Raw genomic sequence first — 16,786 nt, forward strand, 5'->3', positions numbered from 1 at the left:
ACCGACGGATATTTTAAACCAATTTATGAACATACTTATATTGGGATCAGGCGGGAGAGAGCATGCCTTTGCCTGGAAAATTGCCCAAAGCCCTCTTTGTGACAGCTTGTTTGTAGCTCCTGGGAACGCGGGCACTGCGGGCATAGCAACGAACTTATCTATCTCCTATAACGACTTCGACTCGATTGGCAACGCCATTTTACAGAATTACATTGAATTGGTGATCGTGGGACCCGAAGAGCCATTGGTCAACGGAATAGTTGATTATTTTGAATCAAGGCCGGATCTTTCCAGGGTTAAGGTGATCGGCCCCAATAAAGCAGGTGCCCGACTTGAAGGCAGCAAGGATTTTTCCAAACAATTCATGCAGAAGTATGCAATTCCAACCGCATCGTCCCGCACATTCACTGCGGAGACGCTGGAAATAGGATTGGAATATCTCGAAGCCCATCCACTTCCTATTGTGCTTAAAGCCGATGGGTTGGCTGCCGGAAAAGGCGTAATCATTGCCGAAAAACATGCAGAGGCCGAGATAGCATTTAAAGCAATGCTATTGGATGGCAAATTTGGTACTGCGGGAAGCAAGGTAGTGGTCGAACAATTTCTGAAAGGAGTTGAATTGTCTGTTTTTGTATTAACGGATGGCGAACATTATAAGATTTTACCCGAAGCAAAAGATTACAAAAGGATTGGGGAAAACGATACAGGCCTTAATACCGGTGGGATGGGAGCAGTCTCGCCCGTTGTTTTTGCCGATGCTAATTTTTTGAGGAAAGTTGATGAAAAAGTGGTCAAACCGACACTGGCTGGCCTAAAGAACGAAGGCATAAGGTACGTGGGTTTCATTTTTATAGGATTAATGAATATAAAAGGTGAACCTTACGTGATCGAATACAACGTTCGGATGGGCGATCCGGAAACGGAAGTTGTTATTCCACGCATACAATCCGACTTTGCAATGCTGATGGCCTCAACGGCCAAAGGAACATTGAATGACTTTGAATTGCAGATCTCGCCGCAGGTAGCAGTAACTACGGTCGTCGTATCGGGCGGTTATCCGGGAGACTATGAAAAAGGAAAGGTAATTTCAGGAAGTGATAAGGTAGAGGACGTTTATTTGTACCATGCTGGCACTACTTTTAATGGAAATACTGAGATAGTGACGAATGGAGGTCGGGTAATGGTACTTACCGGCCTGGCCAATTCACTGGAAAATGCGGTTCACAAATCGCAGCGTGCAGCCCAGGCTGTACAATTTGAAGGCAAATACTTTCGTCACGATATAGGTGTGGATTTAATACGTTATAACGATTGATGAGGAGGAGTAACTATGGGATGTGGATCATGTACATCTGGCGGGTGCGGTACTAATGGATCGGCTGCCGCCGGATGCGAAAGCAAAGGAAATTGCGGAACAGGCGGATGCAATAAAATGAATGTGTTCGACTGGTTAAGTCATATGGATGTGCCAACAGGCCAGCGTTTTGACGTTGTCGAAATAAAGTTCAAAGGGGGCAGAAAAGAGTATTTCCGCAATATAAATCAGTTGGAATTTGTAACGGGCGATTATGTCGTTTGTGAAATGGCTTCGGGCCAGCATATTGGCACAGTGTCGCTTCAGGGCGAGCTGGTGAGGCTTCAGATGAAGCGGAAAAGTGTTGTGATCAGCGATGATATGCATGTCGTGTATCGTGTGGCTTCCGAGAAGGACCTGGACAAGCATACACAAGCCATTGCGCGGGAAATGCCTACGCTTTACCGCACGAGAGAAATCATCCGCGAAATGAAGCTGAATATGAAGCTTTCAGATGTAGAATTTCAATCAGACAATACCAAAACAACATTCTATTATTCGTCCGAAGAAAGAGTGGACTTTCGGGAGCTAATCAAATCGCTGGCATCGGAATTCAAAGTAAGGATCGAAATGCGCCAGATCAGTTTAAGGCAGGAAGCCAGTCGCCTGGGCGGCCTTGGCTCTTGCGGCCGCGAACTGTGCTGCTCGACCTGGCTAACGGATTTTAAAAATATTTCCACGTCAGCGGCACGTTATCAGAACCTTTCTCTTAACCCAGCCAAGCTCTCAGGGCAATGCGGAAGACTTAAATGCTGTCTGAATTACGAGCTCGAAACTTACATCGACGCTTTGCGAGACATACCGACTGTTGAAGCACCTTTAAAAACGAAAAAAGGGGTTGCAACACTGCTTAAGACCGATATTTTCAAAAAAATCATGTGGTTTGGTTTTGAAAAAGACACAAACTGGTATCCGGTAGCAATCGAGAAGGTTTTGGAAATCATTGAGTTGAATAAAAACAATGTAATTCCTGAATCTTTGGAAATCCTTACGCCGCAAGCCGAGAAAATCCTTGACAAGATACCCGGAAAACTAAACGGTGATCTTGAAAACCTGGATCGCAAATACAGCGAAGAACAAAAAAAGAAGAAAAAGAAGAAAAACAGGTCTGGTAAGAATAAAAATCCCCAAAACAAGCCACAGGCCTCATCAGCACCACAGTAGGTCAGAGAATCCGTAGCTTATTTTTAAAATTACTGGAAGTCAGGACTAGGCGCCCCCGTTTAGAGCTTGACTTCTTTTTTTACAAACCCTACCTATGAAAAATCACATCCAAAGACTCCATGAACTGGCAAATAGCCCATCCAGGTGTGTCATTGGCCTGATGTCGGGGACTTCCCTGGATGGACTGGACGTGGCACTTTGCAAAATTGAAAGCAGCGGTACAAATACCACATTGATGCTTAAAAAGTTTGCCACAGTGCCTTATCAAGATGATTTTCGAAATGAGATCCGGAAAATTTTCGCGAAGCGAGAAATAGATTTCCAACAGCTTTGCCTGCTTAACCCCTATATCGGCAACGAGCACGGCCAAATGGTATTGGATTGTCTGAAAACGTGGGATATCGAGCCGCAAGAAATCGATTTGATTGCCAGTCATGGACAAACGGTTTTTCATTCGCCAAAAAAACAGCACAAACTTCCCGGGTTTCCCAATGCTACTTTGCAAATCGGTGATGGGGATCACATTGCAGTCAAAACGGGCATCATTACATTAAGCGATTTCCGTCAAAAACACATTGCTGCAGGTGGTGAAGGCGCGCCTCTGGCCGTTTACGGAGATTATTTTCTTTTTTCGAAAAAAGGGGAAAACAGGATATTGCTCAATATGGGAGGCATTGCCAATTTTACATATTTGCCCGGAAGTCTGGATCCCAATCTGGTGTTCACGACAGATACCGGCCCCGGAAATACACTTTTGGACGCTTATACCCGCAGGTTTTTCCATAAACCTTATGATGAAAACGGTGATATTGCAGCGAGCGGAAAGGTAAATACCAGGTTTTTAGACGAACTCAAATCCCTGCCATTTTTTAAGCAGGCTTTTCCAAAAACAACAGGACCGGAAGTCTTTAATTTTGAGTATACAGAAACTGCCATCCAGAAATCGAAAATCACATCTCTACCCCGCCAGGACATTATTGCGACCCTTACCAGCTTGAGTGCCGATACCATCACCGACTCGATCAAAATCGCCATCTCAGCTAATGAAACCTACACGATTTATGCAAGCGGCGGCGGTGCTCACAATGCTGTACTAATGTCTGCAATCCGTGAAAACCTGAATATGGAAGTGAAGCTGATTGACGAGCTCGGCGTTTCGGGTGATGCCAAAGAAGCCGTTTTGTTTGCGGTTCTCGCCAATGAAGCGATCGCAGGAGATCAATCCTTTTTTGGCGAAAAAGAAGGGGTACCCAACATTTCAATGGGAAAAATTTCGCTTCCAGGCTGATTGATGATGCTACTTGCGGATACCTTGCGCCTTGTCATATTTCCCCTGATTTCCTGCATCGTTTTCAGCCGTTTGGGTGCCCAGTAGGTGGTTTCCAGAAATCTATGTATCAAAATTCCCATCGCCAGCATATAGATCAATAACGGAAGCTGTTTTTTGAGATGAAAAAAATTATCGGCCCATTCCTGCTTGGAGAAGGACTTAACTTTTACGAATATTAATGTGCAGAAGATGCCCATTATAACATAAGATGTGCCTGTTCTCAACATAAATTGCGGAAATCCGATCCAGAGTGCACTATTCAATAACCACGACAGGATTAGTGCCCAGGTAATCAGTTTGATCCCAAAGATTGTATTATTCATCTTCTGTACCATTTGAAGTCGCGTTATTGCCACCCGCACATCCATCCATACAATATCCTAAATTATTAAACGCACTCGATTCGCAATAGGATCTTTGTGCTTGCGCTATAATGTAGCCAGCCAATGCCGCAACAGAACCACCTCCCTCTGTTGCAATCATACCGATAATTAGACCTGCGAATGAAACTGTGTAATTGAATGCACAGGATTCCATACTTCCATAAAATTGATTGTTGCAGGTTCCTCCGCAATCAGGCGTTTTAGCTGCCTTCAGACTCAGGATTAATCTGTCGCCTTCGTAACTCAACAATTTCGAGTAAACCTCGTCTATTAATTCCGGGTCTTCTTTGACAAAATCCCGGTGATGCTTTGCGAAATCTTGCAATAGAACCCGCAACCGATCTTCCGCATTAATTACAAATCTAGGGTTATTCGTAAAGTTCAAAAGTAAGTTTTCCTTTGACAATCCAGATGCGAAATCCAATTTCCTCAGGTCTTCCGGGCGACTATCATAAAATTCAACATTGGAAAGTCTGGCTTTATCGGCAATGCTTTTTGTTTCGTCCCTTAGGGCTCTAAATGAAGCATCATTTTTAAGTTGGTTAAAATATTGATTAGCTGATCTCTTAGGACTTTCGACCTCGCTGTTGATCTGGCAACTCATGACGCATAGCATCACGGTTACAAATCGAAGAACATTGAACATACATACGCTGTGTTTGTAATTATTAAAACCCATTTTTTAGAAAAGATGTAGAACAAGCGCATTTTAGTTGATAGTTAAGTGGAAGTAAAGTTTGAATCAGACGTATTACTTCGCAAACTTAGAGGCAACTATCTTAACCGACAACCGGCAAAAGCCAGTTAATCATCCGCAATTTGACGGTGCAGTTGGATTATTCTTCGAAGATTCATCTTTAAATTGCCTGCGGATCCGGGATAGCGTATCAGGCGACATTCCGAGAAAACTGGCCAGATGCATGACCTTAACCCGGTGATTGACTGTGGGGAACTCAGCCAGGAATTTCCGATACCTTTCGATCCGTGAGAGCATTTTGACCGAATCATTATGCAAGGAATACCTTGATAGAAACGCTGTTTGCAAGTCATTAACGATTTTTTTGAATTCAGGAAAATCGTTGCACAGTGCATTATAATCCTCCCTATAAATTTGCATTATGACGGAAGGACATGCTGCCTCCAGGCAGATGTCGGACGGTGCGCCGTGAAGAAAGCAAAGTGCCGAGAACGCGAGATCGCCAGCCGAATAGAACCACCTGGTCAATTCTGTGTCGCCGCGGTTCACAAGGCTTCTTAGGACTCCGCTCTTAACAAAATAAAGACTGTCCTGCTTTTGGTCAGGATGGAAAATGATCGCACCCTCACGAAGATCTAAGACAATGGCTTTCCGTTCGAAAGCATTGTGAAGAGGGGATTTTACATCCAGATTGAATGAAGGGGAGGGATTCGTTTCGAACTCGATCATTAAATTTGTTCCGTTTCATTGCTAATACTAATTTCATATTCTATGGATTGAGTATTAAAGGAACGTGATGATCATGGATGGATAGCCCGGCTGGATAGCTGCGCTGCTATCGACTACTTTTTTGAAAAGTACTTAAAATGAGTGATAAGTAAGCTCTCCTCAACTTAAATAAGTACTTAACTCAGATAATTGCGTCACAACCTATTTCTTTACAGAAAAGATTAAGAATAGAATGTACGACATTACCATCATAGGCGGCGGTATTGTGGGCCTGGCCACAGCGCTTCGCATTAAAGAGCAAAAACCTTCTATAAAAGTCCTTCTTCTCGAAAAAGAAAACGAAGTGGCCAAGCACCAAACCGGCCACAACAGCGGCGTAATCCACTCCGGTCTCTATTATAAACCCGGCAGCCTGAAAGCAACCAATTGCATACGCGGTTACCAGATGCTTATTGATTTTTGCAATCGTGAAAATGTGCATTATGATCTGTGCGGGAAAATAGTGGTCGCTACCAGCGAAGAACAAAGGCCATTGCTGCGGAACTTATTTGATAGGGGAATGCAAAACGGGCTGGTCGATAACAGGATGATCTCACAATCCGAAATCCGCGAAATTGAGCCGCACGTGCATGGCTTGGAAGGCATTTGGGTACCTTACACTGGTATTATTGATTATAAAACAGTTTGTGAAAAATATGCTGAATGCGTCAGAAAGCTGGATGGAGAAATTCTTTTTGACGAAAAAATCATTGACATTAAAAACCGCAATACTCATTCAGAAGTCGTATCGGCGACCGGCAAGCTCTTTGAAACGCGTTTGGTCGTAAATTGTGCCGGACTGTATTCTGATAAGGTCGCGCAACTAACACAGCCAGAAAATATAAATGTCCGGATCATTCCTTTCCGTGGTGAATATTACAAGATTAAGCCTGACAAGCATTATCTGGTCAAAAACCTCATTTACCCCGTTCCTGACCCGAATTTCCCATTTCTCGGCGTCCATTTTACAAGAATGATCGAAGGCGGAATTGAGGCCGGACCCAATGCTGTTTTTGCTTTCAAGCGGGAAGGCTATGATAAGCTTGACATTAATTTTCCAGAGTTATTTGAATCATTGGCCTGGCCGGGATTCCGAAAAGTAGCCTTGAAATACTGGAAAACCGGCATAGGAGAATATTATCGTTCGTTTTCCAAAGCCGCATTTACCAAAGCATTGCAGGGACTTATTCCCGAAATACAAAGCGACGATCTCTTCCCCGGGGGGTCGGGCGTGCGCGCACAAGCTTGTGATTACGATGGTGGGCTACTGGATGATTTTTCTATTATAGAAAATAAAACGGCCATCAATGTCTGCAATGCGCCTTCGCCAGCGGCGACTTCTTCCCTGTCTATTGGGCAGACGGTTTCCGAGCGGGTTTTGGCGAGAATTTGAAATAAAATTTGGCCAAATTATAAAAGATGATTTTTTCTCTCTATTTTTATTCGCGCTGATAAGCTCCCTGAAAAGACTTGCTGCTCATTACTACGTTCAAACAAGTTAAATCGAAACCAAAAAACCATGAACAAAACGGCAAATGCACCTGTGGTAGAAGCTGCTAATGGTGCGAAAAAGGAGGATCGATTGGCTCGCTTTATTGAAAAAGTATTGGCGGACAAGGAATCCGTTGAATTGTATTACAACGGAAAAATAACCAGGGAGGAATTATATGCCAGAGGAGTTAGGTTCGCTAAGGCCGTATGATTATATAGTCAATTACCGGAATGGACAAGATTCATATTTTTTCCAAACCGAATCTGGCAATTCTTATCTCTGTTACTTTCTGAATGCTTCTGGTCATTTTGACGAGTACCTGTCAATGCAGGAAGACGTTGTTACCTTTGGATTGATGCAAATCAACGAATCCAAAGGTTTTTTTGCTGAAAAGCACGATCCACGGATAAAAGAGACTGTCTTTTCCATACTCTTACAAGTAATGGAAGAATATCCTGAAAGGTCAATGCTCGTAATGTACGACACGAGGGATGGCCGACAAAGGAGTCGAAAAATTACATTTGCCCGGTGGTATAACGAGTGCTGCGGGTTTGTGAGCAAGAAGGTTACAAGGATTATCATTAGTGGATCAAGTATGTGGAATGGCGATAAGTTCGATATGATGATGCTGGTACCCAATACATGCTCTAAACTTGAACAGATAAAAATCACCGCCTTTGAGATTAGGGACGATCTCATATCAAAAGGTTATCCACCAACTCTTGAATGCCGGGTAGAATGCAAATAAATACAGCTCACTAATTTGTGTAGTTTTACGTAAATTGTTATCTTTGAGAAATGAAAACGTTCGGCTCGGTAAAAGAGGCATTTGACTGGTGGGTCAAAAATCTATATCCCAATTTGACACCAGAAATGAAAAAAGGAAAGGCGGTTCAGGCCATGCAAGATTATATATATGAGCGAGGTATCTCGGAAAAAAGAATGAAGGAGATATTAATCGAATATGGGCATTTTGAAATAGAAACAATAGTCAGATATAAGCCTTAAAAGGGCTTTTTATTTAATCTAAATTTATGTAAAACTACGTAAATTATATAAAGAAAAAATCCGGATGCTTCGGTCTCCAAACTTCAACACCCGGGCCAGTTTAATCAATTAACAATCAAACTTTCACAAATGTATGAACACATTTCAGAATTCAAAAAACAAACAAACCAATGTTTCAAAAGCAGATTTGAGGGAAACCCAGCAAGCAATGCTAAGGGACGTCAAAGAATTTTTTCAGACCGACAGCTGCGCCCAGATCGTTGGCTCAATGAATGCTTTGGTTGAAGTTGTTCTCTTTTCCGAAGACGTACAAAATGTCACGCCTGAGTTGAGGGTTGATATTGCAAATCAGTTGAGAGCTGCGACATTAATTTCGAAATTGAATGAAAGCAATGATCGGTAAAGAAATTTTTCGATTACCAAAACAAATCCCTGCTTTCCAAAGCGAAAGCAGGGATCATAAAATTTAAAAAAAGCTAAAAGCTAATCGCTAATTGCTTTATAGTTAACCTCTAATCATCATACCGTCCTATCTTGCTATTCTTCTTGCCATATCCAAAATAAACGGCAAGCCCAATTGCCAGCCAGATTGCCAGACGGTACCAACTCTCAATGGGCAGAGAATACATTAAATATAGGCAAACCACAATACCCATAATTGGCACAAATGGTACCAGCGGGGTGCGGAAAGAACGGTGTAGTTCAGGTCTTTTTACACGCAGCATCCAAACTCCGACGCACACCAGACAGAATGCGAACAATGTTCCGATACTAACCATGTGGCCCAAATCACTCACAGGCACAAGTCCCGCGAAAATGCTTACAAAACCCATGAAAAACAGGTTGGTTTTCCAAGGCGTGCTGAATTTCGGATGAACGTCACTGAAAAATTTAGGTAACAAACCGTCTTTGCTCATTGAATAAAATACACGGCTCTGGCCCAAAAGCATGACCAGCATTACTGAAGTATAACCTGCGAGAATGGCGATAATCAATGCTGTTTGCAATGAATCGTAACCCGTTTTAGCAAATGCCGTCGCAGCTGGTTTTGCATCATTGGCAAACTCTGTGTATTTAACCAACCCAGTCATCACGTGGGCAAAAAGCACGTATAGAATAGTACAAACGACCAATGATCCTAAAATCCCAATCGGCATTCCCTTTTGTGGGTTTTTCGCTTCCTGCGCGGCTGTTGAAACCGCATCAAAACCAATGAAGGCAAAGAAAACCACCGCGGCCCCGGTTGCAATACCCGACCAGCCAAAGTTTTCATAAGCACCTGTATTTTCAGGAATGTAAGGCACATAATTGTCCGGATTGATATGGCTCCAACCCAATCCAATGAATATCAATACAACCGCTACTTTCAGAACGACCAGGAAGTTGTTCAAAAATGCCGAACCTTCTGTTCCGCGGATCAGCAGCAATGAAAGCATGCACACGATGAAGATGGCAGGCAAGTTGATGATCCCGTTGTCGATAACGGTACCATTGCTCAATTTAACGATCTCAAAAGGCGAGCAAACCAATTGAGTGGGGAGATGAATGTCAAATTTGCTGAGGAATTCGAGCAGGTACCTGGACCAGCTCACCGAAACGGTGGCTGCTCCCAAGGCATACTCCAATACCAAATCCCAGCCGATGATCCAGGCAACAAATTCGCCCATGGTAGCATAGGAATAGGTATAGGCACTTCCGGCAATCGGGATCATGGAAGCGAACTCGGCGTAGCAAAGCCCTGCAAAGCCGCAACCGACTGCGGCAAGTATAAATGAGATAGTTACCGCCGGACCGGAGTGTTCCGCGGCGGCAATTCCTGTTAAAGAGAAGAGTCCCGCACCAATGATGGCCCCAATTCCCAAAGCAACCAAACTGGCGGATCCTAACGATCTTTTTAGCTGATTGGCTTCTCCTGTTGATTCATTTAATAGTTTTTCAATGGGTTTTTTAGCCCATAATTGATTTGCCATAAGCTCTGTGTTGTAGTTGTTTTAACATCTTATAAATCTAAAAGAAAATTTTGCTAATTATATACAGAGACAGAATAAAAAAAGGGAAAGCATTACGCTTACCCTTTTTTCTTCTTGTTACTTACGCTTTTACTTTCTTACCTGATGCTGGTAGTGCAGGTTCTGCAACGGCCAGGACAGGCTCTTTTTTCTGGTCACGCTGCAGCAGGTCGACCACGATTGGGGCGGCCACGAACAGCGATGAATAGGTTCCTACAATAACCCCGAGCAACATACAAAATGTAAACCCGCGAATGACCGCACCTCCAAAGATCATCAGTACAACAAGTACAAGGATAACGGATATCCCGGTTACCGCCGTACGGCTCAAAGTACTGTTCAATGCATTGTTGATAACCACTGGAAGACTCTGTCCACGAGATTTCTCGTCGGCCAGATAATCACGGATACGGTCATAAATGACGACGGTATCATTCATGGAATAACCGATCATAGTCAGGATCGCCCCAATAAATGCCTGGTCAATGTCCAGCGACCATGGCAGCCAGCCGTTGAACAACGAGAAGATGGCAAGAATGATCGCTACGTCGTGAACAAGGGACATTACCGCACCGTAGCTGAATGCCACTCTTTTAAACCGGATCAGGATATAGATAAAGTTGGCCGCAAGTGCAAGCAGTACCGCGTAAACTGCTGACCACAAAGTATCCTTTGCCATCGTTGGTCCCACTTTATTGGAACTTACGATCTTCGCAGGATTATTTGGAATTTTCTTAGCTGCTTCCAAAACCTTCGTCTCTGCCTTCTGATCCGCTTCCGGGGTAGTTTCCTCAATCAGATAAGCGGTGGTAATTTTCACCTGATCCTGGCCACCGAATGTTTTCACCTCCGTTGCCGAACCAAGCACCTCGTCCATATTCGTACGAAGCTTGTCCGCATCCACATTATTATCAAAACGAACCACATAAGAGCGCCCACCTTTGAAATCGATACCTAATCCAAATCCTTTGAAAATAAATGATCCTATCCCAATCGCAATGATAACCGCTGATATAACATAAAAACGACGGCGCTGAGAAACAAAATCGAAATGGTTGTCCTTAAACCAGTTTTTAGTCAATCCTGTGTAAAAATTGAAAACTTTGCCTCTTTTGATCTGTGTTTCAAGCAACAGACGGGTGATGAAAATTGCACTGAAAAGCGAGGTAAGCAAACCTAAAACCAATGTCGTCGCAAAACCAAGTACCAATCCTGTTCCGAATGTGTAAAGGATAATACCCGTCAACAATGTGGTAACATTGGAGTCAATGATAGCGGTTAATGAATGTTTAAAACCATCACGAATTGCCTGCGCAAAAGGTTTGCCCGCTTTAATTTCGACCTTGATACTCTCATAAATCAGTACGTTCGCATCCACAGCCATACCAATAGAAAGTACGATACCTGCGATACCGGACAATGTAAGCACGGCTCCCAGAGATGCCATCACTCCCAAAAGGAAGAAAAGGTTGATAACCAATGCGATATCTGCAATCCAGCCTGCTTTGTTATAATAAGTAACCATAAATACCAACACAATCAACAAACCAATCGCAGAAGACCAAAGTCCGTCGCTGATTGCCTCTGCGCCCAGCGTAGAACCTACCACGGCTTCTTCCACAATGTGGGTTGGCGCTGGTAACTTACCCGCTTTCAAAACGTTGGACATATCTTTCGTTTCTTCAATTGTAAAGTTACCGGTGATGCTTGAGTTACCATTTGGGATTTCACCTTGGACAGTAGGAGCAGTATACACCAGGTTATCAATGATAATCGCTACCGGGCGATTGATGCTGCGTGCAGTCAATGAGCGCCATTTTCGCGCGCCCTCGCCATTCATACGCATGGTAACTTCCGGGCGACCGCGCTCGTCGTAGTCGTGGGTTGCGTCCACGATCACGTCACCTTCCATAGCTGCTTCGCCATTTGCTTTTTTGATAAAATATAAAGGCAAGATCAGTTGGTTAGTTCCGGCTTCTGTTCCTTTGCGGTCCCACATGAAGACCAGGTCAGCAGGGAACAATGAACGTACTTCCGGACGACGAAGAATTTCACTAGCACGGGCTGTGTCTTTCAGATAAACACCCAAACCTTGCGGCATTGGTACAAATAAGCTGGTCAATGCAGCGGTTTGCGCTGCTACTTTGGCAGAATCTGATTGGGTAGAGTCAACCTCGCTTTTCTGGGCTAGCTGTTCAGCAAGACCGCCAGTTGTTGATTTTTTTTTGGTATCAACCTTTGCAGTGGCAGCAGTTGGTTTGGCAGTTGCTTTTTCAATCTCAGCTTGTTTGGTCAAATATTTACCCAAACCTTCCAAGCCTGCTCCCAACTCATTGGTAAGATATACTTCTGCAAATTCAAGTTTCGCAGCGCCGGAAAGCAAACGACGGACACGCTCAGGGTTATCTACACCGGGAAGTTCCACCAAAACGCGGTTCTGGCCTGGTAGGCGCTGAATGTTCGGGTTAGTTACTCCAAATTTATCAATACGTGCCTGCGTAATCTGAAATGCGCGGTCGATAGAACCGTCGATCTCCGTATTCAGCATTTTGGTTACATCTGCATCCGAAGAACTACCGCTGATCTTGCCGCGGTTGGCGCTGGTTGCAAATACAGATGCAAGGCTGGAATTAGGGGCTGCTTCCTTATAGGCATCCACAAAACGTTTAATAAAGCCGCTGTTACTTGCCGACTTATCTTCACCCGCTTTTCTCAAAGCAGTTTGAAACGCCACGCTGCGGGCGTTTCCGCCAGCCATTCCTTTCAAAATGTCCGCAGGAGCTACTTCCAGCACCACGTGCATACCGCCCTGAAGGTCAAGCCCAAGGTTAAGCTCACGCTCAGTAACTTCCTGTAATGTATGTCCCAGGTACACATCCTCACGCCACAACGAATCAATGTAACGCTGTTTTTTTGTCACATTTACCTCACCCTTAGCATCTGTCGCATAAGTGGTTGCCTTACTTTTGAAACTTCTGGAAACGAAAGTAAAGGAAAGGTAATAGACGCTAATCAGGGCAACCACAATGGTTAACCCTATTATTGCATTCTTGTTAGTCATTGTTATTGATATAAAAATTGAACTGAATACTGATGTAAATGCGGATTGAAACTGCCTGGATCAGGCAATACATCGTCGCGAACAAATGGGGAATAAATGCTGAAAAGCCGGTAATCCCTGGACTTCGGAAGGGTCAGGGGGCGTTGGTGACTATAAACCTACCGAAGATCCGGTGGAAATAGGAGACTAGGAAAAAGGATTCCTGGAAAGTAAATCGAACAACCGGCTTACCCGCAACAAAGTGCCAGACAGCCTGAGGTAAAAAATGGAAGTGGTGTGAAAAAGCAAATGAAATTGCGGGGGTAATTACTGCGTCCAGCGATAGCGTATTTACTTTTGCTTCATTGGATTCAGGTGATTTTGCAGCCTTTTGTTTTGAAAAATCCTTGGCAACAGAAGCAAATGATCGAGTACTATCTGTGTGATCCGACCAGGAACGTGTGCCTGCTACCATCAAAAGCATGACGGCAAGCATTAAGCTAATTCCCTGATTAATCACTCTTATTGTCTTCACTGTCAAATACCTGTTCAATTCGAACCGCAAATTTTGTTTTAAAAAATTACAATCGCAAACTATTTTTTTATACAAAACGATATAAACATCTTCACATTATATTGTCCTTAGCTGCCGCACCTACTAACTTGCCAGCGCCGTATAACCCAATCTCGGCGCAATGTTTCCTTCCTCCGCCAATTGAAAAAGGGACGCCTTCGGATCAAGGTCCAGGCTGATACTGTAATCACATTCAACCGGAATAAACCATCCGGAAAGCCAGTTTACGAGCGTATTAAAATCAGGATCTAGCAGACAATTTTCCAATGCTTCCTGGCTGGATAACTGTATTTCCACAAGTAAATCGGCCTGATAAGACTCCATTTCACCTCCAAACATGGTATCAATCCCGAGCCGCGAACCAGTAAGCCGGGTATCGGAATCCAGTTTATATTTTTTACCAAAAACACTCTTAATGCTTACCGGCAGTTCCAGCATTGCAGACAGCACTTGCTCGGCCATTTCCATATTTCCCCGGTTTTCCGAAACGAAAGGCAAAACAGGAAGCAAGCGCACCAATGTATCTTTCGGGACGGCATCAGGAACCTGCCAGAAACCTTTTAATTCCTCCAAAAGATAAGATTCGGGATCTAATTCGAATGCCCGCTGCTCCAATTGCGTGAGGCTAACGCGGTTCAGGAAAAACTCCTGCTCCAAAGGCAAAAAGAACATTCTCGACTTTTGTTCTTTTTCACGTTGTAAACGGATTTCGTCTACCTTCTTTTTTAATGTGTTAATGGTACCTGAGGAGGGCAAATGAAAAAGCTGCTCCGGCAAATAATCATAAATGCCGCTCCGGTTGGACTCTATGACTTTTCCTTTGAAATTCCCAATCTCCTGCTCGGTTACTGCCTCCACATCCTGGTGGCTCCTGCGCTTGAATGAGCCAAGCGACCGGAACAAAATGTCGCCCGAACGCACCCCATCTTCCAGCCACGAACTGGCGATAAATTCTGCCCTGAGATCGGCCCGTTTTTCAGCTATCATTTCGGTTTATTTTGCTGTGGTTACCTGGACCGGATACATCCCTGAGGAAAGCTTTTGGATTTTCAATTGAAGAAGCTGGCAGGAATTGGCCCATTCTACGCTATTTCCTCCTGATATTGAAGGGGTTAGCATTACCTGCAAACAGCGCACAAAACCCTGCCCAGGCATATTTCCCTGCACAAACCCAGGTTTTACCTGAACACTTTTAATACGTTCACCCAGTTCCGCCAGGCAAAAAGTACGTATATCTTCCATCGTAACCAGCCGATTACGCGTAATAATGTTTTTCCTGAGCTCCTGCACATATTCAGTTTCATCAGGCTTGGGTTTTCCTCCGGCCGATCGGGTCAGCAACACCATTTCGGAACTGCTTATACCAGCGGCGTTGTAGGACTGCAATTTTGTCCCGGACGGAAGTCCGTTTGCCGATTCGGACAATGTGGTCCAATAAGAAACAAAAAGAACGTCCGCATTTTTTTCGCCCTTGATCACCAGAAATGGCTGCGCGGTGGTTTCGCTGGCTTTCTTAACACCTAGCTTTTGTTCAATGCGGGCCATATTTTGTCCGATTTCCCTTAACAACGACGCAAGAAAATCTTCCCCGATCGCATTAAAAGCAGTTACTTCATCTCTCAGCAATTCCATCAATTGATACAGCACCGCCTTTGCATTGCGTTGGTCGAACCTGCCCACACCTTGCTGCCGCAGCGTGTACATTTTGCCACCTAGCTCTTCTTCATTATACTGGCTCGTTCCCGACGATGCATAAACCTGGTTTTTCTGATTAATCACCGCATTCACGCCAAGAAAAGCATCAGCGACCGGTAAAGCCACGCCATTCAGGCCAGATTGAAGACGGTAGGTTAGCTTGTGCAATTGCTTGTTCAGAATTGGAAACGCATTAACTGCAACGGTCATGTTTTCAAATCCTGCGGCAGGGAATGTATCGGGGAATTTTACTTTGATCCAAACCAATTGCTTTTTGAGTGTCTGCACAGTTCGGTTATCGAATATTTTTTCAAAATCAGGCGGATATGCCTCCATCTTAATTTTGCCTTTTTCCCAAAAATCGGTGCTGTTGATCCTTACGAAGCTATTGCTGTACACCAGCACGTCATCATCCACATCGTCATCATGCAGTCCAGTGCTGAAATCCAGCGGTTTCTGATTTCCTTCCCAGCTTGTAATCGGCAGAAATTCGCGATAGCCGTAAAGTCCGGGATCATTGATCCAATCAAAATAAAATCGAAAACCTTTCCAGGATGTGATGCCCGGATCTGCATCCAGGCCGATCCAGAGATTCTGATCATTTCCAGGCTGTGGCCGACCGTTTGAGACTAATGTGCGCACGCCTTTTTCAACAATATATAAAGCCCCTGGCGTGGCATAATGTACTACCGACGCATTAACGAGCGGATATTTTGCAGCCGGAGAAAAGAAAACCTCAGCCGGTTCTCCCTTCCGGGCATTGGTTCTTTTGCAAACAAGCTGGTTTTCCGGCTCGATCCATGCCAAAGGTTCCAGGGAACGCGCCTGGGCAATTGCACTCGCAGGCTTCGGGCTGTTTTGGGTTTGGGGAGATAAAATTTCAGCCAAACGGGTCATCAGCCGCAATTCAGTGCCCTGGATTTCCTGACCTACTTTCTCAAACTCAACCGAGCAGGCTTCAATCAACAGCTTCACTAGCGGATCGAATTGGTCCAATTGTGATTCATCATAACCCCACAACTCAGCCGAGCGGCGAAGGAGGCGGCGGGAGATGGTTTCTTTAGAATATGGGGCTTGGTTCATATAAGGTACGATCATGTATGTTACCACGTCAAACTAAGTGCCTATTTGTCATGCTGAGCGAAGCGGCCGCCGCTGCGGTCGAAGCACGCTTCTGGCTCGGCAGGATGCCTTTTTGCATTGTGCTTCTAGCACTTCGACTGCGCTCAGTGTGACAAGCGTGCGCTCAGTGTGACAAGCGTGCGCTCAGTG

16 protein-coding genes are annotated in these 16,786 nt (G+C 44.4%); 8 read left to right on the forward strand and 8 right to left on the reverse strand.

Translation table 11 applies throughout. The annotated features are described in order from the left end of the window. Positions 1–25 precede the first annotated feature (25 nt). The 3 genes from purD to FHS68_RS01435 all read left to right on the forward strand — a co-directional run bounded on the left by purD (position 26) and on the right by FHS68_RS01435 (position 3,806). A complete protein-coding gene (gene purD, locus FHS68_RS01425) occupies positions 26–1,315 on the forward strand; it encodes a phosphoribosylamine--glycine ligase (protein WP_167266528.1) in 1,290 nt (429 codons plus the stop codon). Between the two features lie 15 nt (positions 1,316–1,330). Continuing rightward, positions 1,331–2,518, forward strand: a complete 1,188-nt coding sequence (locus FHS68_RS01430) for a PSP1 domain-containing protein (RefSeq protein WP_167266531.1) — start codon at positions 1,331–1,333, stop codon at positions 2,516–2,518. A 94-nt stretch (positions 2,519–2,612) separates the two neighbouring features. After that, on the forward strand, positions 2,613–3,806 hold the full coding sequence (locus FHS68_RS01435) for an anhydro-N-acetylmuramic acid kinase (RefSeq protein WP_167266534.1): 1,194 nt from the start codon (positions 2,613–2,615) through the stop codon (positions 3,804–3,806). Here FHS68_RS01435 and FHS68_RS01440 read toward each other — a convergent pair. The 3 genes from FHS68_RS01440 to FHS68_RS01450 form a co-directional block, all read right to left on the reverse strand. Then, on the reverse strand, positions 3,737–4,171 hold the full coding sequence (locus FHS68_RS01440) for a hypothetical protein (RefSeq protein WP_167266537.1): 435 nt from the start codon (positions 4,169–4,171) through the stop codon (positions 3,737–3,739). The genes FHS68_RS01435 and FHS68_RS01440 overlap by 70 nt on opposite strands. After that, positions 4,164–4,877 (reverse strand): hypothetical protein, encoded by a 714-nt coding sequence (locus FHS68_RS01445; RefSeq protein ID WP_167266539.1) that lies wholly within the window; start codon positions 4,875–4,877, stop codon positions 4,164–4,166. The genes FHS68_RS01440 and FHS68_RS01445 overlap by 8 nt, the downstream gene beginning before the upstream one ends. 162 nt (positions 4,878–5,039) lie before the next feature. After that, on the reverse strand, positions 5,040–5,657 hold the full coding sequence (locus tag FHS68_RS01450; RefSeq protein ID WP_167266542.1) for a Crp/Fnr family transcriptional regulator: 618 nt from the start codon (positions 5,655–5,657) through the stop codon (positions 5,040–5,042). A 232-nt stretch (positions 5,658–5,889) separates the two neighbouring features. Between FHS68_RS01450 and lhgD the strand changes: the two genes are divergently transcribed. The 5 genes from lhgD (at position 5,890) to FHS68_RS01475 (ending at position 8,599) form a co-directional block, all read left to right on the forward strand. After that, positions 5,890–7,089, forward strand: coding sequence for an L-2-hydroxyglutarate dehydrogenase (gene lhgD, locus FHS68_RS01455; protein WP_167266544.1), 1,200 nt, complete (start codon positions 5,890–5,892; stop codon positions 7,087–7,089). A gap of 126 nt (positions 7,090–7,215) precedes the next feature. Beyond that, on the forward strand, positions 7,216–7,398 hold the full coding sequence (locus tag FHS68_RS01460; RefSeq protein ID WP_167266547.1) for a hypothetical protein: 183 nt from the start codon (positions 7,216–7,218) through the stop codon (positions 7,396–7,398). Beyond that, the gene (locus tag FHS68_RS01465; protein ID WP_167266550.1) at positions 7,364–7,936 is read left to right on the forward strand and encodes a DUF6169 family protein; all 573 of its coding nucleotides are present in this window, start codon (positions 7,364–7,366) and stop codon (positions 7,934–7,936) included. Before FHS68_RS01460 ends, FHS68_RS01465 begins: the two co-directional genes overlap by 35 nt. Positions 7,937–7,986: 50 nt before the next feature. Continuing rightward, complete coding sequence (locus FHS68_RS01470; RefSeq protein WP_167266552.1) at positions 7,987–8,196, forward strand: hypothetical protein; 210 nt, start codon at positions 7,987–7,989, stop codon at positions 8,194–8,196. A gap of 133 nt (positions 8,197–8,329) precedes the next feature. Next, entirely contained in the window at positions 8,330–8,599 is a 270-nt protein-coding gene (locus FHS68_RS01475; RefSeq protein ID WP_167266555.1) for a hypothetical protein, read from the forward strand. Between the two features lie 109 nt (positions 8,600–8,708). On the opposite strand, the gene FHS68_RS01480 is transcribed toward FHS68_RS01475, so the two are convergent. From FHS68_RS01480 to FHS68_RS01500, 5 genes are all read right to left on the reverse strand, one after another. Then, positions 8,709–10,166: an amino acid permease gene (locus tag FHS68_RS01480; protein WP_167266558.1), complete on the reverse strand. Its 1,458-nt coding sequence runs from the start codon at positions 10,164–10,166 to the stop codon at positions 8,709–8,711. 121 nt (positions 10,167–10,287) lie between these two features. Then, positions 10,288–13,266 carry a protein translocase subunit SecDF gene (gene secDF / locus FHS68_RS01485; protein ID WP_167266560.1) on the reverse strand — a complete coding sequence of 993 codons (2,979 nt, stop codon included), beginning with the start codon at positions 13,264–13,266 and terminating at the stop codon, positions 10,288–10,290. 133 nt (positions 13,267–13,399) lie between these two features. After that, positions 13,400–13,780: a hypothetical protein gene (locus FHS68_RS01490; protein ID WP_310588490.1), complete on the reverse strand. Its 381-nt coding sequence runs from the start codon at positions 13,778–13,780 to the stop codon at positions 13,400–13,402. A 123-nt stretch (positions 13,781–13,903) separates the two neighbouring features. Then, complete coding sequence (locus tag FHS68_RS01495) at positions 13,904–14,806, reverse strand: type VI secretion system baseplate subunit TssG (RefSeq protein ID WP_167266563.1); 903 nt, start codon at positions 14,804–14,806, stop codon at positions 13,904–13,906. Positions 14,807–14,812: 6 nt separating this feature from the next. Further along, entirely contained in the window at positions 14,813–16,597 is a 1,785-nt protein-coding gene (locus FHS68_RS01500) for a type VI secretion system baseplate subunit TssF (RefSeq protein WP_167266564.1), read from the reverse strand. Positions 16,598–16,786: the final 189 nt, after the last annotated feature.

The sequence above is a fragment of the Dyadobacter arcticus genome (genome assembly GCF_011762185.1).
Lineage (GTDB): Bacteria > Bacteroidota > Bacteroidia > Cytophagales > Spirosomataceae > Dyadobacter > Dyadobacter arcticus.